Source organism: Streptomyces sp. NPDC017056, assembly GCF_044332485.1.
In the GTDB taxonomy this organism is placed as follows: Bacteria; Actinomycetota; Actinomycetes; order Streptomycetales; family Streptomycetaceae; genus Streptomyces.
In genome coordinates this window covers 49,498-66,964 of the sequence record NZ_JBIRPD010000012.1, presented here as the reverse complement: position 1 = coordinate 66,964, position 17,467 = coordinate 49,498, and the positions used below count along the sequence as shown (strand labels likewise).

The 17,467-nt window shown below is 71.3% G+C and carries 15 protein-coding genes; 10 read left to right on the top strand and 5 right to left on the bottom strand.

The genetic code is table 11. The features are described from left to right. The first annotated feature begins 230 nt into the window (after positions 1-230). The gene (locus tag ACH4OW_RS22845; RefSeq protein ID WP_360130774.1) at positions 231-1,115 is read left to right on the top strand and encodes an HAD-IB family hydrolase; all 885 of its coding nucleotides are present in this window, start codon (positions 231-233) and stop codon (positions 1,113-1,115) included. 337 nt (positions 1,116-1,452) lie between these two features. Here ACH4OW_RS22845 and ACH4OW_RS22840 read toward each other — a convergent pair whose 3' ends face one another. After that, a complete protein-coding gene (locus tag ACH4OW_RS22840) occupies positions 1,453-2,274 on the bottom strand; it encodes an oxidoreductase (RefSeq protein ID WP_360130777.1) in 822 nt (273 codons plus the stop codon). A gap of 110 nt (positions 2,275-2,384) precedes the next feature. Here ACH4OW_RS22840 and ACH4OW_RS22835 point away from each other — a divergent pair, with 110 nt between their 5' ends. Further along, complete coding sequence (locus ACH4OW_RS22835) at positions 2,385-3,371, top strand: ATP-binding protein (RefSeq protein ID WP_360130780.1); 987 nt, start codon at positions 2,385-2,387, stop codon at positions 3,369-3,371. Here the strand turns inward: ACH4OW_RS22835 and ACH4OW_RS22830 are convergent, their stop codons facing one another. Further along, the gene (locus tag ACH4OW_RS22830; protein WP_360130783.1) at positions 3,372-4,661 is read right to left on the bottom strand and encodes a hypothetical protein; all 1,290 of its coding nucleotides are present in this window, start codon (positions 4,659-4,661) and stop codon (positions 3,372-3,374) included. Between the two features lie 327 nt (positions 4,662-4,988). Between ACH4OW_RS22830 and ACH4OW_RS22825 the strand changes: the two genes are divergently transcribed. The 7 genes from ACH4OW_RS22825 (at position 4,989) to ACH4OW_RS22795 (ending at position 13,289) form a co-directional block, all read left to right on the top strand. Further along, the gene (locus ACH4OW_RS22825) at positions 4,989-7,292 is read left to right on the top strand and encodes a bifunctional SulP family inorganic anion transporter/carbonic anhydrase (RefSeq protein WP_398029813.1); all 2,304 of its coding nucleotides are present in this window, start codon (positions 4,989-4,991) and stop codon (positions 7,290-7,292) included. 108 nt (positions 7,293-7,400) lie between these two features. After that, positions 7,401-7,532, top strand: coding sequence for a lasso RiPP family leader peptide-containing protein (locus ACH4OW_RS22820; protein WP_398029812.1), 132 nt, complete (start codon positions 7,401-7,403; stop codon positions 7,530-7,532). Between the two features lie 278 nt (positions 7,533-7,810). Then, a complete protein-coding gene (acs, locus tag ACH4OW_RS22815) occupies positions 7,811-9,775 on the top strand; it encodes an acetate--CoA ligase (protein ID WP_398029811.1) in 1,965 nt (654 codons plus the stop codon). A 394-nt stretch (positions 9,776-10,169) separates the two neighbouring features. Beyond that, positions 10,170-11,522: a Na+/H+ antiporter NhaA gene (gene nhaA / locus ACH4OW_RS22810; protein ID WP_398029930.1), complete on the top strand. Its 1,353-nt coding sequence runs from the start codon at positions 10,170-10,172 to the stop codon at positions 11,520-11,522. Positions 11,523-11,566: 44 nt separating this feature from the next. Further along, positions 11,567-12,025, top strand: a complete 459-nt coding sequence (locus tag ACH4OW_RS22805; RefSeq protein WP_398029810.1) for a phage holin family protein — start codon at positions 11,567-11,569, stop codon at positions 12,023-12,025. After that, complete coding sequence (locus ACH4OW_RS22800; protein WP_360130801.1) at positions 12,022-12,948, top strand: alpha/beta hydrolase; 927 nt, start codon at positions 12,022-12,024, stop codon at positions 12,946-12,948. The genes ACH4OW_RS22805 and ACH4OW_RS22800 overlap by 4 nt, the downstream gene beginning before the upstream one ends. A 143-nt stretch (positions 12,949-13,091) precedes the next feature. Further along, positions 13,092-13,289 (top strand): hypothetical protein, encoded by a 198-nt coding sequence (locus ACH4OW_RS22795; protein WP_360130804.1) that lies wholly within the window; start codon positions 13,092-13,094, stop codon positions 13,287-13,289. Between the two features lie 42 nt (positions 13,290-13,331). On the opposite strand, the gene ACH4OW_RS22790 is transcribed toward ACH4OW_RS22795, so the two are convergent. The 3 genes from ACH4OW_RS22790 to nth all read right to left on the bottom strand — a co-directional run bounded on the left by ACH4OW_RS22790 (position 13,332) and on the right by nth (position 16,373). Further along, the gene (locus ACH4OW_RS22790; RefSeq protein ID WP_360130807.1) at positions 13,332-14,534 is read right to left on the bottom strand and encodes a MarP family serine protease; all 1,203 of its coding nucleotides are present in this window, start codon (positions 14,532-14,534) and stop codon (positions 13,332-13,334) included. Positions 14,535-14,547: 13 nt separating this feature from the next. After that, positions 14,548-15,252 carry a CoA pyrophosphatase gene (locus ACH4OW_RS22785; RefSeq protein ID WP_360130810.1) on the bottom strand — a complete coding sequence of 235 codons (705 nt, stop codon included), beginning with the start codon at positions 15,250-15,252 and terminating at the stop codon, positions 14,548-14,550. A gap of 137 nt (positions 15,253-15,389) precedes the next feature. Continuing rightward, on the bottom strand, positions 15,390-16,373 hold the full coding sequence (gene nth, locus ACH4OW_RS22780) for an endonuclease III (RefSeq protein WP_398029809.1): 984 nt from the start codon (positions 16,371-16,373) through the stop codon (positions 15,390-15,392). Between the two features lie 320 nt (positions 16,374-16,693). Here nth and ACH4OW_RS22775 point away from each other — a divergent pair, with 320 nt between their 5' ends. Next, positions 16,694-17,368, top strand: coding sequence for a Crp/Fnr family transcriptional regulator (locus tag ACH4OW_RS22775; RefSeq protein ID WP_003981529.1), 675 nt, complete (start codon positions 16,694-16,696; stop codon positions 17,366-17,368). The last annotated feature ends 99 nt before the right edge of the window (positions 17,369-17,467 follow it).

The window sequence follows — 17,467 nt, the reverse complement described above, 5'->3', positions numbered from 1 at the left end:
GCAAGCCGGGGACGTACGGCGAAGGGGAAGCGGCTGATCCGCCTCGGACGGCCAAAAACGCGTCCGGACATGCGACGACCCCCGCCGGGGGGGAGAGCGGGGGTCGTCCCCACGGCCGACTCGGGGGGGGAGGAGTCGGACCGGGTTAGCACGGTCGCGAACGATCCGTGACTTCCATGGTGTACCCGAGAGCCTTCTCAGGCAAACCCACGCGCCACACCTTACGCCGAATGGTGGGCGCCTATGCTCGCCTCGTGGAAAACCACTCCGTGCCCCACTCGGCGACTCACTCGACACCCCGGACAGCCGCGTTCTTCGACCTGGACAAGACAGTCATTGCTAAGTCGAGCACGCTGACCTTCAGCAAGTCGTTCTACCAAGGCGGCCTGATCAATCGCCGCGCCGTACTGCGCACCGCCTACGCCCAGTTCGTGTTCCTCGCCGGCGGCGCGGACCACGACCAGATGGAGCGGATGCGCGAATACCTGTCGGCCCTCTGCCGGGGCTGGGACGTGGCCCAGGTCCGGGAGATCGTCGCGGAAACCCTCCACGAGCTCATCGACCCGCTCATCTACGACGAGGCCGCCTCGCTCATCGAGGAGCACCACACCGCGGGCCGCGACGTGGTGATCGTCTCCACCTCGGGCGCCGAGGTGGTCGAGCCGATCGGCGAACTGCTCGGCGCCGACCGCGTGGTGGCCACCCGTATGGTCGTCGGCGAGGACGGCCGCTTCACCGGCGAGGTGGAGTACTACGCCTACGGGCCCACCAAGGCGCAGGCGGTCAGGGAACTAGCCGCCTCGGAGGGCTACGACCTCGCGCGCTGCTACGCCTACAGCGATTCGGCGACCGATGTACCGATGCTCGAAAGCGTCGGCCACCCTTACGCCGTCAACCCGGACCGCGCGCTGCGCCGCGAGGCCGCGAACCGGGGCTGGCCGGTGCTCTCCTTCACCCGTCCGGTGCAGCTCAAGCAGCGGCTGCCGTCCCTGAGCATGCCGTCGCGGCCGGTGCTCGCCACGGTGGCCGCGGTGGGCGCGGCCGCCGCCACCGCGGGCCTCGTCTGGTACGCGAGCCGGCGGCGCCCGGCTTTTGCCCGTATCACCCGAGTTTGAAGACAAAAGTAAAGAACTGCGGCGAGGGGTTCCGCTTACCCCTCGCCAGGAGTACAAAGGGATTAACGGCCCGCGAGACCAGGGACATCCGAGAGGAAGACCTTCTACGCATCAAGGCCCCACGGACCGAAGCACGGAAGCCGGGCACCCACGCGACGCCGACCCGTCGATTACGGGCCAGCCGCACCAGGTAACGGACCAAGTTCTCCGACCTGATCGGCACATACGGAGCACGCTTGGTAACCCGGCGGACGTGCCAGCGGCGGTGCCGGAAGATTTCGGTACCGCCGCAACCCTTTGCCCGGAGCGCCCCAGGCGCCCCCTCAGGGCGAATCCGTCACGCCGCTCCGCGTTGCAGTGCCTCGCACACCGCCGTGCTCTCCCGCGCCCCCAGCTCGACCGCCCGGCCGCAGTGCGCGATCCAGGCCGCGACGCCCTCAGGCGTGCCGGACACGTAGCTTTCCAGTGCCGCCACGTAAGCGGCCCGGTCCTGCTCCGCGTAGCCGACCTCCGCCGGGCAGACCGACTTCGGGTCCAGCCCGCTGCCGACCAGCACGATGCGCTCCGCCGCGCGCGCGACCAGCCCGTTGTACGACCCGAAGGGCCGCAGCGCCAGCAATTCGCCGTGCACCACCGCGGCCACCACCAGCGCGGGCGCCTCGCTGCCCGCCAGCAGCAGCCGCGCCAGCCCGTCCAGTCGCCCGGCGACCTCCTCGGCGTCCGGCAGCGCCAGCTCCACCAGGGGCTCGTCGACCGGCTCACCCGCCAGCCGCGGCCGCCCCACCGCCTCCTGCGGCGCGCCGCCGCTCGCCGCCACCAGGTGCAGCCGCGCCAGTACCCGCAGCGGCGACTGCCGCCACACGCTCAGCAGCTGGCCGGCCTCGGCGGTAAGCCGCAGGGCCGCGCCGACCGTCCGGGGTTCGCCCTCGACGCCGAAGTCGGTCCGCCGCCGCACCTCCTCCAGTGCCCAGTCGGCGCCGGACAGCGCCGCGGAGGCACGCGCTCCGCGCAGCGCCGCCTCGGAGGTGATCTCGTTGCTGCGCCGCCGCATGATCCGGTGCCCGTAGACCCGGTCCACGCTCTTGCGTACGGAGTCCACGGAGTCGGCGACGCCCGGGAGCGAGGCCAGGGTCGCGAGCGGATCGGCTGTCGTACTCATGGGTACGACCCTACGCACCCCGGGCGCCGCAAGGCCGAACCGCTCGAAGGAGTGGTCTTCTTCACCCGCGGCTCTCACCCAAAGCAACCCGGCGATTACTGTTCGTGAACATGAAGATCGCTTTCGTGGGCAAGGGCGGCAGTGGGAAGACCACGCTGTCCTCGCTGTTCATCCGCCACCTCGCCGCCGCCCGCGTCCCCGTGGTCGCGGTGGACGCCGACATCAACCAGCACCTGGCCACCGCCCTCGGCCTGGACGAGGCGGAGGCCGCCGCGCTGCCGGCGCTCGGCGCCCGGCTGCCGCTGGTCAAGGACTACCTGCGCGGCACCAACCCGCGCATCGCCTCCGCCGAGACGATGATCAAGACGACGCCGCCCGGCGAGGGCTCACGGCTGCTGCGGGTCGTCGAGGAGAACCCCGTGTACGCGGCGTGCGCCCGCCCCGTGCACCTGGAGGGCGAGACGGTGCGTCTGATGGCGACCGGCCCGTTCGCCGAGTCGGACCTCGGCGTGGCCTGCTACCACTCCAAGGTCGGCGCGGTGGAGCTGTGCCTGAACCACCTCGTGGACGGCCGCGAGGAGTACGTCGTCGTCGACATGACGGCGGGCTCGGACTCGTTCGCCTCCGGGATGTTCACCCGCTTCGACATGACCTTCCTGGTCGCCGAGCCGACCCGTAAGGGCGTCGCGGTCTACCGCCAGTACAAGGACTACGCGCGGGACTACGGCATCGCCCTCAAGGTCGTCGGCAACAAGGTCCAGGGGCCGGACGACGCCGATTTCCTGGCCGCCGAGGTGGGCGAGGACCTGCTGCTGACGGTCGGGGACTCGGCGTGGGTGCGGGCCATGGAGAAGGGCCGGCCGCCCCGCTTCGACCTGCTGGAGGCCGACAACCGGCAGGCGCTCAAGGAGCTGCACGCCGCCGCTGACGAAACGTACGAGCAGCGCGACTGGGAGCGGTACACCCGCCAGATGGTGCACTTCCACTTGAAGAACGCGGAGAGCTGGGCGAACGCGAAGACGGGCGCCGACCTGGCAGCCCAGGTCGACCCCGCCTTCGTGCTCGCGGAGGCCGCAGGGGCCCCGCAGACCGTATGACTACTCCGCGCCCTGCCGTACGGGCTTGGCCGGGCTGGCCGAACCGCCGGGAGCGCTCGGCGCGCCGGGCCTGCTCGACGGCGTGGCCAGATAGCCTCCCCAGCCGCCCTTGGGCGCCCCGCCCACCGGCAGCGCGCGCAGCTTCTCCAGGACGCGCGGGTCCTGCGCGTCGAGCCAGTCGGCCAGTTGTTTGAACGTCACACAGCGCACGCCCTCGCGGGGGCAGATCGTCTTGATGGCGTCCTCGACGGCGCGCATGTAGGTGCCGCCGTTCCAGGACTCGAAGTGGTTGCCGACGACGAGCGGCGCCCGGTTGCCCTTCTCGGCCCGGTCGAACGCGGCGACGAGACCGTCGCGCATCTGCTTGCCCCAGGCGGCGTGCATCGCCGGGTCGCCCTTGGTGGTGCCGGACTGGTTCGCCATGAAGTTGTAGTCCATCGACAGCGTCTCGAAGGCACGCCCCGGCACCGGGATCTGCTGGAGGGGGAAGTCCCAGACGCCGTCGATCTGTCTGGGCCACAGCTGCCGGCCGCCGACGGAGCTGGAGTCGTAGCGGAAGCCCATCGACTTGGCGGCCGGGATCAGGTTGCGCTGGCCTTCGAGACAGGGCGCGCGGCCGCCGACGAGTTCCTTGCTGTAGTCGAAGGGCAGCGGCTTCTCTGATTTCAGGCCCGTGTGCGTCTTCCAGTTCTTCACGAAGGACTCGGCCTGCCGGATCTCGCTCTTCCACTCCTCGGGCGACCAGGTGCCCACCCCGCCGTTGGCGCCGCAGAAGTGGCCGTTGAAGTGCGTGCCGATCTCGTTGCCGTCCATCCAGGCGCCGCGGATCTGCTCCACGGTGTCGCGGACGCCCCGGACGTCGTTGAAGCCGATGTCGGAGGCTCCCTGGTTGTGCTTGGGCGGGTTGTACGCCTCCTTCTTGCTGCCCGGTAGCAGGTAGACCCCGCTCAGGAAGTACGTCATGCGGGCGTTGTACTTCTTGCCGACCGCCCGGAAGTGGGAGAAGAGCCGCTGGCTGTCCTCGCCGGCGCCGTCCCAGGAGAAGACGACGAACTGCGGGGGCCGGTCGCCGGGTCTCAGGCGTACGGCCTTCGGCTGCATCGGCTGGGCTCCCGTGTACGCGGTCGAGCCGTCGCCGATGAGCTTGGCCTGTTGTGCGGTGCGCTGCGGCGCCGCTTGGCGCCCTCCGGCGCCGGCCGGCCCGTCCCCGTCACCCCCGGCACAGCCGGCGACCGCCGCCAGCGCCGTCGCCGTGACGATCCCGGCCGTGACCTTCGATGCGGCTGCCATCAGCCACCTCACTCCTTGGACTGCGAACGTGCGGAACGGAAATCGAAAAAGCTGATAAACCGCTTACAAATTCGCATACGCCAAGAAATGGGCACGAAAGGACAAGCGACTCGACGCGATGTTCACTCGAAGGGTTGAACGATTGGCCCGAACGCCCGAAAAGACTTCTCTCTGCATTTACGCGTCATTACGCTTCATTTACCGATGCTTGAGAGTCACTGATCCGTCACCGACCGTGACGCGGTTCGGCCGGCTCGCGTCCCGCCGCAGTACACCGCCGCCCACGATCGCGCCTCGCGCGAGCGCGCCGCCCCGGAGGAGACGGGAATGTCGCAGCTCCAGAAGCCGCCAGGCCCACCGGCCGCACCCTCAGCACCGAGCACACCGGACCCGGACCGCCCGCCGCGCGGCCCCGGGGCCGGGGCCTGGCGCGGGGACCTGTCCGCGTCGGTCGTCGTCTTCCTGATCGCCGTACCGCTCTCACTCGGCCTCGCCCTCGCCACCGGCGCGCCCCTTCAGGCCGGCCTGGTCGCCGCGGCCGTCGGCGGCATCGTGGCCGGGCTGCTCGGCGGCGCGCCCCTCCAGGTCAGCGGTGCCGCGACGGGCCTCCTCGTGGTCACGGCCGAGCTGGTGCAGCGCTACGGATGGCGGGCCACCTGCGCCGTCACGGTCCTCGCGGGCGCGCTCCAGCTCCTGCTCGGCGCCGTACGGGTCGCCCGCGCCGCGCTCGCCGTCAGCCCGGCGATCGTGCACGGCATGCTCGCCGGCATCGGCGTCACGATCGCCGTCGGGCAGCTCCACGTGGTGCTCGGCGGCAGCCCCGACAGCTCGGCGGTCGACAATCTCGCCGCGCTGCCCGACCAGTTGGCGCACCCGCACGGTGCCGCTCTGCTCATCGGCGCCGTCACGGTCGCGGTGCTCGCCTGCTGGCAGCGGCTTCCCGGGCGCGCCGGGCGGCTGCTGCGTACGGTTCCGGCCCCGCTGGCCGCCGTCGCGGCGGCCACGGCCGCGAGCGCGGCCCTGCCGGTGCCGCGCGTCGCACTGCCCGACTGGGCCCCGCAGGCCCTGCCCGCCCTCCCGGACGCGCCGGCCCTGGCGCTCGCCGCGGCCGTCCTGACGGTCACCCTCGTAGCCGGCATGGAGTCGCTCCTGTCGGCCGTCGCGGTCGACCGCCTCGCCTCGGACCGGGACGGTACGCGCCCCCGCACCGACCTGAACCGCGAACTGGCGGGCCAGGGCGTCGCCAACATGGTGTCCGGGTTGCTGGGCGGCCTGCCGGTGGCCGGCGGCGCGATGCGCGGCTCGGCGAACGTACGGGCGGGCGCGGTAAGCCGGCGGGCCACCGTGCTGCACGGCGTGTGGGTGGTCCTCTGCGCCGGGCTTCTCGCCTCCGCCCTGGAGCTGATCCCGCTGGCCGCGCTCGCCGCCCTGGTCATGGCCGTCGGCGTACGGATGGTGAGCTTCGCGCACATCAAGCACGTCCAGCGGCACCGCGAGTTCCCGGTGTACGCGGTCACCCTGGGCGGCGTGGTGCTCTTCGGCGTCCTCCAGGGCGTAGCCCTCGGGATCGGGGTCGCGGTCTTCCTGTCGCTGCGGCGGCTGACCCACACCCGGGTCACGGTCGGCGCCGAAGGCGGCCGCTATCGGGTGCGCGTCAATGGGCAGTTGACCTTTCTCGCGGTACCGAGGCTGACCCGCGCCCTCGCCCAGGTGCCGGCCGGCGCGGACACCGCCGTGGAGCTGGGCGGCTCGTTCATGGACCACGCCGCGTACGAGGCCCTGCGGGCCTGGACGGACGCGCATCGAGCGGGCGGCGGCTGGGTGACGCTCGGCGGACGCTCCGGTCGCCCGATCGCGGAACCGGCGAGCGCCCACTCCTGCCGCCCGTGGACTCCGTGGCGCAACCACCACTGCACCCGCCCACTCCAAGGGGCCGCGACGGCACCCCACGCCATCAGCGACCAACTCCTCAGCGGCGTCAGCGCGTTCCAACGCCACACGGCCCCGCTCGTACGAGAGGAGTTGGCACGCCTCGCCCACGAAGGCCAGCGGCCCACCCAACTGTTCCTGACCTGCGCCGACTCCCGCCTCGTCACCAGCATGATCACCTCCAGCGGCCCCGGCGACCTGTTCACCGTCCGCAACGTCGGCAACCTGATGCCGCCCCCCGGCACGGACGCCGCCTGCGATTCGGTGGGTGCCGCCATCGAGTACGCCGTAGAAGTCCTGAAAGTCGGCTCACTGACCGTCTGCGGGCATTCGGGGTGCGGCGCGATGCAAGCGCTGCTCGGCTCCGACCACGAGCCGGGCGCGCAGACCCCGCTCGCGCGCTGGCTGCGGCACGGCCGCCCGAGCCTGGCCCGCATGCAGCGGATCGGCCGGCTGGGCCGGGGCGAAGTGGCCCTGGCCGACCGCCCGGTGGCCGACGACGTGGAACGGCTCGCGCTCGTCAACGTCCTCCAGCAGCTCGACCACCTCATGTCCTACCCGTGCGTCGCCCGCCGCGCCGCCGAGGGTGCGCTCACGCTGCACGGCATGTACTTCCACGTAGCCGAGGCCCAGACCTACGTATTGGACCGACCCACGGGCCGCTTCTACGCGGTCCGCCCGGAGGCGGCGGTGAGGGCGTAGCGCGCGCCCGCGCACCACTCGGCCAGCCCAAAGAGTGAGTGGCGAGCGCCCCGCTGACGGGCATACAGACGGCGAACGCAGTGCACGCACCCACGAAGAGGAGCCCCCATGCAGGAGCCCCTGGAGGACACCGACTACGAAGCCCCTGAACTGGCCGAGGCAGGCGACTTCGCCGAACTGACGCAGGGCTACTCCGGCACCTATTGGGACGGGTATGCCGGGTTCTTCGGCCAGCCCTGACCGCGTACCGCACAGCCCGCCGGCCCCTATGCCGGTGCCGAGGCGCAGTGGCAGGCCCGGCGCGGCGCGACACGCCCGGGCCGGGCGCCTCGCGCGCGTCAGCTCACGCCGCCCCCTTCACCCCCACCACCCGCCCGCGACCCCAGCCGTAAACGTCACTTGACCTGCGTATCAGGACAGGTCTACACCAATTTTGCCCGGCAACCCTTGTCAGGCCGGGTGGTGGGCTGATGAGCTATGGCCGGGACACATCGCACGCCCCGGGATTGGGAGATGACGTGAGCAACGAAAGCCTGGCCAACCTGCTCAAGGAGGAACGGCGGTTCGCTCCGCCCGCCGAGCTGGCCGCGAACGCCAACGTCACCGCAGAGGCGTACGAGCGGGCCGCGGCGGACCGGCTGGGGTTCTGGGCGGACCAGGCCAAGCGGCTGGACTGGGCGACCGAGCCCACCGAGACGCTCGACTGGTCCAATCCGCCGTTCGCCAAGTGGTTCGCCGACGGCAGGCTCAACGTCGCGTACAACTGCGTGGACCGGCACGTGGAGAACGGGCTCGGCGACCGGGTCGCCATCCACTTCGAGGGCGAGCCCGGCGACACCCGCGCCATCACCTACGCCGAGTTGCAGCGCGAGGTCTCCCAGGCCGCCAACGCGCTGACCGAGCTGGGCGTCACGGCCGGCGACCGGGTCGCGATCTACCTGCCGATGATCCCCGAGGCCGTCGTCGCCATGCTGGCCTGCGCCCGCCTGGGCGCGCCGCACTCGGTCGTCTTCGGCGGCTTCTCCGCGGACGCGCTGGCGACCCGCATCAACGACGCGGACGCCCGCGTGGTGATCACCGCCGACGGCGGCTACCGGCGCGGCAAGCCCTCCGCCCTCAAGCCCGCCGTCGACGAGGCGCTGACCAAGCCCGGCACGGAGAACGTGCGCAGCGTGCTGGTCGTACGCCGTACCGGCCAGGAGGACGTGGCCTGGACCGAGGGCCGCGACGTGTGGTGGCACGAGATCGTCGGGCGGCAGGACGAGACGCACACGCCCGAGGCGTTCGACGCGGAGCACCCGCTGTTCATCCTCTACACCTCCGGCACCACCGGTAAGCCCAAGGGCATCCTGCACACCACCGGCGGCTACCTCACCCAGGTGGCGTACACCCACCACGCCGTCTTCGACCTCAAGCCGGAGACCGACGTCTACTGGTGCACCGCCGACATCGGCTGGGTGACCGGCCACTCGTACATCACGTACGGGCCGCTGGCCAACGGCGCGACCGAGGTGCTCTACGAGGGCACGCCGGACTCCCCGCACCAGGGCCGCTGGTGGGAGATCGTGCAGAAGTACGGCGTCACGGTCCTCTACACCGCGCCGACCGCGATCCGCGCCTGCATGAAGTGGGGCGACGACATCCCCGCGAAGTACGACCTGTCCTCCCTGCGGGTCCTCGGATCGGTGGGCGAGCCCATCAACCCCGAGGCGTGGATGTGGTACCGCAAGCACATCGGCGCCGACCAGGCCCCGATCGTCGACACGTGGTGGCAGACGGAGACCGGCGGCATGATGCTCAGCCCGCTGCCCGGGGTCACGGAGACCAAGCCCGGCTCGGCGCAGCGCCCGCTGCCCGGCATCGCGGCGACCGTGGTGGACGACGAGGCCCGCGAGGTTCCGGACGGTGGCGGCGGCTACCTGGTGCTGACCGAGCCGTGGCCGTCGATGCTGCGCACGATCTGGGGCGACGACCAGCGCTACCTGGACACGTACTGGTCCCGCTTCCAGGACAAGTACTTCGCGGGTGACGGCGCGAAGAAGGACGAGGACGGCGACATCTGGCTGCTCGGCCGGGTGGACGACGTGATGCTGGTGTCCGGCCACAACATCTCCACCACCGAGGTCGAGTCCGCGCTGGTCTCGCACCCGAAGGTCGCCGAGGCGGCGGTCGTCGGCGCCACCGACCCGCAGACCACCCAGGCGATCTGCGCGTTCGTCATCCTGCGCGGTGGCGCGGCGGAGGACGAGGGGCTGGTGGAGGAGTTGCGTGCGCACGTCGCCAAGCAGCTGGGCCCGATCGCCAAGCCCAAGCGGATCATGCCGGTCGCCGAGCTGCCGAAGACCCGCTCCGGCAAGATCATGCGCCGGCTGCTGCGCGACGTCGCCGAGAACCGCGACCTGGGCGATGTGACGACCCTGACGGACGCCACCGTCATGGATCTCATCCAGTCGAAGCTGCCCGCCGCGCCCAGCGAGGACTGAGGGAAGGAACTTCCGTAAGGGCTTGGCGCGCTCGGGCAGAGCGCGTCCGGCGGTCGTCTTCCGGCGCCGCACGCTCGAACGCGTGTGCCGATGACTGACCGCTGACCAGAGGGGCACCCGTCCGCAGACCGGCCGGGTGCCCCTTCGCCCTGTTCCGGGCGTCCCGCACCCTTTCGCCGGGCAGCCGATCGCACCATATGCCCGTAAAGTGAAGATCGCCGGAATGTTCCCCGAGCGGCCCGGGTACAGTGGGGTCGCGTCAAGAACGCGACAAACCCCAAAGGTGCGCCGGGAAGTCTGGTCGGCAACTGCAACAGCCGTATCCAGCTGCCGAGACACCGGAGGTCTTCGCGTGAGCGCGCCCAACAACCGCCGATCCATATTCCTCGGGCGGATGTCCCTGCCCGAGCGGACCTTCATCGCGGATGCCCTGCGCGCCGAGACCGTGGGCGGCGTCCTGCTGCTGGTCGCCGCCGTCGTGGCCCTCGTCTGGGCCAACACCCTGGGGGACGCTTACGAGTCGGTACGGGGTTTCCACCTCGGCTTCGGCTCCATCGGACTGGACCTGTCCGTGCAGCACTGGGCCGCCGACGGCCTGCTCGCCGTCTTCTTCTTCGTCGCCGGCATCGAGCTCAAGCGCGAGCTGGTCGCGGGCGATCTGCGCGAACCCAAGAAGGCCGCCCTCCCGGTGGTCGCCGCGCTGTGCGGCATGGCGATGCCCGCCCTCGTGTACTTCCTGGTCAACACCGTCGGCGGCGGCTCGACGGACGGCTGGGCGGTGCCGACCGCCACCGACATCGCCTTCGCGCTCGCCGTCCTCGCGGTCATCGGCACGTCCCTGCCGTCCGCGCTGCGCGCCTTCCTGCTCACCCTCGCCGTCGTCGACGACCTCTTCGCGATCCTGATCATCGCGGTGTTCTTCACCTCGCAGCTCAACTTCCTGGCGCTCGGCTTCGCCGTCGTCGGCCTCGTCGTCTTCTACCTGCTGCTGCGCAAGGGCGTACGCGGCTGGTACGTCTACGTGCCGCTCGCGCTGGTCATCTGGGGCCTGATGTACAACAGCGGCGTGCACGCCACCATCGCGGGCGTCGCGATGGGCCTGATGCTGCGCTGCCACCGCCGCGACGGCGAGGAGCAGTCCCCCGGCGAGCACATCGAGCACCTGGTGCGGCCCGTCTCGGCCGGCCTCGCGGTGCCGCTGTTCGCCCTGTTCTCCGCGGGTGTGTCGGTCTCCGGCAGCGCACTGCACGACGTGTTCACCAAGCCGGAGACGCTCGGCGTCGTCCTCGGCCTGGTCGTCGGCAAGGCGGTCGGCATATTCGGCGGCACGTGGTGCGCGGCCCGCTTCACCAAGGCGGAGCTGAACCCCGACCTGCGATGGCCGGACGTCTTCGCCGTCGCCGCGCTCGCCGGCATCGGCTTCACGGTCTCGCTGCTCATCGGCGAGCTGGCCTTCACCGACGACCCGCTGCTCACCGACGAGGTGAAGGCGGCCGTGCTGACGGGCTCGCTGATCGCCGCGGTGTTCTCCGGGGTCCTGCTGAAGATACGCAACGCCAAGTACAAGAAGCTCTGCGAGGACGAGGACCGCGACGAGGACCAGGACGGCATCCCGGACGTGTACGAACTCGGCAACCCGGAGTACCACCTGCGCATGGCGAAAATCCTCGAAGCGAAGGCCGCGGAACACCGCCGCCTTGCCGAAGTGGCCTCCGGCGCCGACGCCGGGGACGATGGTCCGGCATGATCTGAGAGGCTTTGCATCCGGGAGAAGACAAGAGGGAGACGTCGATGAGCACAGCCGACGACGGCGCGGACCGCAGCCTCGGGCAGCTGGTGGCCTCGGCCACCGCCGAGATGTCCGCGCTGGTGCACGACGAGATCGCACTGGCCAAGGCCGAGCTGCGGCAGGACGCCAAGCGGGCCGGCATCGGCAGCGCCGCGTTCCTGGTGGCCGGCGCGCTGGCGCTCTTCGCGCTGCCCGTGCTGAGCTTTGCGGCCGCGTACGGCATCCACAATCTCGGCCTCGGCCTGGCCTGGTCCTTCCTGATCGTCGGAGGCGCCTTCCTGATCGTGGCGCTGCTGCTGGTCCTGGTGGCCGTGGCCAAGCTCAAGAAGATCAAGAAGCCCGAGAAGACCATCAGTTCGGCCAAGGAGACGGCCGCCGTACTGCAGAACGTCAAGCCGCATCCGCGCGCGGTCCCTGAGGGCCACCCGGTGCTGGAGTCTGTGACACGCTCCTCCGTATGACGGTTCCCGAAAGTTCCGACTCGGTCGTACGTCCCGACGGGCCCTGGACCCACCGGGACGTCGCGGCCAACGGCGCGCGCTTCCACATCGCCGAGATGGGCGACGGCCCGCTGGTCCTGCTGCTGCACGGGTTCCCGCAGTTCTGGTGGGCCTGGCGCCACCAGCTCCCGGCACTCGCCGAGGCGGGTTTCCGCGCGGTGGCGATGGACCTGCGGGGCGTGGGCGGCAGCGACCGCACGCCCCGCGGGTACGATCCGGCCAACCTGGCGCTGGACATCACCGGGGTCGTGCGCTCCCTGGGCGAGCCGGACGCCGCCATCGTCGGGCACGACCTCGGCGGCTACCTCGCGTGGACGGCGGCGGTCATGCGGCCGAAGCTGGTGCGGCGCCTGGCGGTGTCCTCGATGCCGCACCCGCGGCGCTGGCGCGCGGCCATGCTCGCCGACTTCCGGCAGAGCCGGCAGAGCTCCTACGTCTGGAACTTCCAGCAGCCCTGGCTGCCCGAACGCCGGCTGGTGGCGGACGACGCCGCCCTGGTGGGCCGCCTGATCCGGGACTGGTCGGGGCCGCGGCTGCCCGAGGACGAGGACGTCGAGGTCTACCGGCGGGCGATGCGCATCCCCTCGACCGCGCACTGCACGATCGAGCCGTACCGCTGGATGGTGCGCTCGATGGCTCGGCCGGACGGCATCCAGTTCAACCGGCGCATGAAGTGGCCCGTACGGGTGCCGACGCTGCACCTGCACGGCTCGCTCGACCCGGTGATGCGCACCCGCAGCGCGGCCGGCTCCGGCGAGTACGTGGAGGCCCCGTACCGCTGGCGGCTGTTCGACGGCCTCGGGCACTTCCCGCACGAGGAGGACCCGGTGGCGTTCTCCACCGAACTGATCAACTGGTTGAAGGACCCGGAGCCGGACCGGTAGGCCCGGGGCACCTGCGCCGGGTGGGGCGGCACGCCGAGCTGATCCGAACGCACGTATGTCGAACAGCCAATTGCCGCCCGCATAGGCCAATTGACGGCCCGCCGGGCGGTTACGGACCCCGGGGCCCGGGCAGAGTCGTGGGTATGGGCTGGACGCACGACTACCGTGACGTGGCACGCAACCGCCGCAGCAGCGCCGCTGCAGTGGGCACACAGGAGAGGGGCACCTCGGACCTTGTGTCCGGTGAGTCCCCCGACCTCGCCCACCCGCTGGGGATTCCGCGCATCCTGCGCCGCCGGGCGCGCTGGATGACCGCGCGCCTCAAGCATCCACGGGCCTGATCCCCGCCGGAGCCCGCCGGCACCGGCGGGGACCACCGGCCCTCACATCGCGCATCCCTGACTGTCCACCGGCCGCTCGGCCGTACGCCCCTTGGTGATGTCCTCGCGGATCTCGTCGGCGGTCAGCGCGTACCCGGTGTTGGCGTCGTCCCGGGACTTGGCGAAGACGACTCCGTACACCTCGCCGCTCGGCGTGAGCAGCGGGCCGCCGGAGTTGCCGGGCCGGACCGTGGCGTACAGGGAGTAGACATCACGGTCGACCGTGCCGCGGTGGTAGATGTCCGCGCCGTTGTTGGCCTGGATACGGCTGCGGACGCGGGCGGCGCGGACGTCGTAGCCGCCGTTCTCCGGGAAGCCGGCGACGATGGCGCTCTTGCCGCTGCTCGCGTCGTCCGGCGCGAAGCGCAGCGCGGGCGCCGGCAGCGACGGGACGTCCAGGACCGCGATGTCGCGCTTCCAGTCGTACAGGACGACCTTCGCGTCGTAGGTGCGGCCCTCGCCGCCTATCTGGACGGTCGGTTCCTTGACGCCGCCGACGACGTGCGCGTTGGTCATGACCCGGTGCGGCGCGAAGACGAAGCCGCTGCCTTCGAGGACCTTGCCGCAGCTCGGAGCCGTACCCACGACCTTGACTATGCTCTTGCGCGCCTGGGCCGCGACCGGGCTGCCGGCCAGCTTGGGGTCGGGCGCCGGCACCGAGTGGATCGGCTCGTTCGAGAACGGCGTGAAGACCTGCGGGAAGCCGTTCTGCGCCAGGATCGAGGAGAAGTCCTGGAACCAGGTGCTCGCCTGCCGCGGCATCACCTGCTGGACGCCGAGCAGCACCTTGGAGTTGCGGACCTCCTTGCCCAGCGTCGGCAGCGAGGTGCCGGCCAGCGCGGAGCCGATGAGCCAGGCGACCGCCAGCATCGCCAGGACGTTGACCAGCGCGCCGCCGGTGGCGTCCAGGGCGCGCGCCGGTGACCAGGTGATGTAGCGCCGGACCTTGTTGCCCAGGTGGGTGGTGAGGGCCTGGCCCACGGAGGCACAGACGATCACGATGGCGACCGCCGCGATGGCCGCGAAGGTGCCCGGTGTGGCGTCTTCGGTGATCTCGTTCCAGATCACCGGCAGCAGATAGACCGCGACCAGGCCGCCTCCGAGGAAGCCGATCACCGACAGGATGCCGACGACGAAGCCTTGGCGGTACCCGACGACGGCGAACCACACGGCGGCGACCAGCAGCACGATGTCCAGGACGTTCACGCCCGCCACCGTCTCACGCGCGCCGGTCGAGCGGGACCTGCTTGGTGCGGTCCCACGGCCGCTCCCACCCCGCGAAGTGCAGGATCCGGTCAATCACCCCGGCGGTGAAACCCCAGACCAGCGCGTCCTGGACGAGGAAGGCGGGGCCCACGTGACCGCTGGGGTGCCGGGCGGTGACCCGGTTCGCGGGGTCCGTGAGATCCGCCACGGGAACCGTGAAGACCCGGGCGGTCTCCGCCGCGTCCACCGCGCCGACCGGGCTGGGCTCGCGCCACCAGCCCAGGACCGGAGCGACGACGAAGCCGCTCACGGGGATGTACAGCCGCGGCAGCACGCCGAAGACCTGGACGCCGGACGGGTCCAGGCCGGTCTCCTCCCACGCCTCGCGCAGCGCGGCGCGCACCGGGCCCGGCCCCTCGGGGTCGCCGTCCTCGGGGTCGAGGGCGCCGCCGGGGAACGAGGGCTGGCCGGCGTGCGAGCGCAGGGTGCCGGCGCGCTCCATCAGGAGCAGCTCCGGGCCCCGGTCGCCGTGGCCGAACAGGACCAGTACGGCGGACTGCCGGCCGCCGCTCTCGGGCGGCAGGAACCGGCTGAGCTGGTGGGGCTCGATCGTGGCGGCGGCGCGGGCCACCGGCGTCAGCCACCCCGGCAGGCCCTCGGCGGTGACGGCCGCCTCGTACGCCGCGGTCTTCCCGTACTGCTCCCGTGCGCTCGTCATACGCGCCCCCTCAGGCCCTTGGATCGGTGGGATCGATGGTCATTCGGCCGTGGCCGGTCCTATTCGGGCTGAGTCCGTTTGCGGCCGGTTCGGTTCCGCTCCGGCATGTGACGGTTTCGTCCCGGCCTGGGCGGCGGTCAACGGCCCGCCAGCGGGGGCGCGGGCTGTCCCGGGTAGTCGGCCGGGGGCCGCAGCCGCTGGCCCGGCTGGCCGCCCTTCTCGTACTTGAGCAGCTTCTTCGCCTTCTCCGGGTCCAGCTCGCCCTCGCCGTACGAAGGGCAGTCGTGCGCGATGGGGCAGGCGCCGCAGGCGGGCTTGCGGGAGTGGCAGATACGGCGGCCGTGGAAGACGACGCGGTGCGAGAGCATCGTCCACTCGCTCTTCGGGAAGATCTCGGCGATCTCCGCCTCGACCTTCTCCGGGTCCGTCTGCTCCGTCCAGCCGAAGCGCCGGACCAGCCGCCCGAAGTGGGTGTCGACCGTGATGCCCGGTACGCCGTAGGCATTGCCCAGGACCACGTTGGCGGTCTTGCGGCCGACGCCCGGCAGGGTCACCAGGTCCTCCAGGCGGCCGGGGACCTCGCCGTCGAAACGGTCCCGCAGCGCCGCCGAGAGGCCCAGCAGGGACTTCGCCTTGGCGCGGAAGAAGCCGGTCGGCCGGATCAGCTCCTCCAGCCGCTCGGGATCGGCGGCGGCCATGTCCTCGGGGGTGGGGTAGGCGGCGAACAGGGCGGGGGTGGTCTGGTTGACCCGCAGGTCGGTGGTCTGCGCGGACAGGACCGTGGCGACCAGCAGCTCGAAGGAGTTGCGGAAGTCGAGCTCGGGGTGGGCGTACGGGTACACCTCGGCCAGCTCGCGGTTTATCCGCCGGGCCCGGCGCACCATGGCCACCCGGGACTCGGCCTTGGCGGCGGGAGCCTTGGCGGCAGGGGCCTTGGCCGCGGCCTTCTTGGCTGTCGCGGCGGACTTCTTGACGGTCGCGGCGGACTTCTTGGCCGTCGCCGCCGTCTTCTTCGCGGTCGCGGCGCTCTTTTTGGCGGGCGCCGCCGTCTTCTTGGCCGTGGCCGTCTTCTTCGCGGCAGTGGCACCGGTTGTAGCCGTGGCGGCCGACTTCTTACGCACCGCCGCCTTACGCGGCTTCTGTCCGGGTTTCACCGCCTTCGCGGCCTCGCCGGGCGCTTGTTCGCCCACAGCAGAATCACGGCCCGCACTCACTCGCTCAGCCCCCTTGCCCTGTGCTCTCACCGGCGTATTGGACACTCGGCCAGACTAAGGCCACCCACTGACATCCGGTCCGACCACCGGTGCTCGTGGGTCCAATCGGCCCCCTGCCGTATGGCTTGCGCCACGGGTCCGGCATCCTTGTGATTGATCGCACTGTTTTGCATTCCGGCATGATGGGGACCAAGGTCCCTTTGAGCATGTCGACAAGGAGAGATCTCGTGGACGACGTTCTGCGGCGCGCACCGCTCTTCGCGGCGCTCGATGACGAGCAGGCGGCCGAGCTGCGCGCCTCGATGGGAGAGGTCACGCTCGCCCGCGGCGACGCCCTGTTCCACGAAGGGGACCCGGGCGACCGCCTGTACGTGGTCACCGAGGGCAAGGTGAAGCTGCACCGCACTTCCCCGGACGGCCGGGAGAACATGCTCGCCGTCCTCGGCCCCGGTGAGCTGATCGGCGAGCTCTCGCTGTTCGACCCGGGCCCGCGTACCGCCACCGCCACCGCGCTGACCGAGGTCAAGCTGCTCGGCCTGGGCCACGGCGACCTCCAGCCCTGGCTGAACGCCCGCCCCGAGGTGGCCACGGCGCTGCTGCGCGCCGTCGCCCGCCGCCTGCGCAAGACCAACGACCAGATGTCCGACCTGGTCTTCTCCGACGTGCCGGGCCGCGTGGCCCGCGCGCTCCTGGACCTGTCGCGCCGCTTCGGCGTGCAGTCCGAGGAGGGCATCCACGTCGTACACGACCTCACGCAGGAGGAGCTGGCCCAGCTCGTCGGCGCCTCGCGCGAGACGGTCAACAAGGCCCTCGCGGACTTCGCGGGCCGCGGCTGGCTGCGCCTGGAGGCGCGCGCGGTGATCCTGCTGGACGTGGAGCGCCTGGCGAAGCGCTCGCGCTGACGCGCACCGGCTGCACGGCACAGGCAGCACCGAAAGGGTCCTTCTCCTGCGGGAGCGGGACCCTTTCGCATGAAACCGGCCGACCGGCCCTACGGCCCG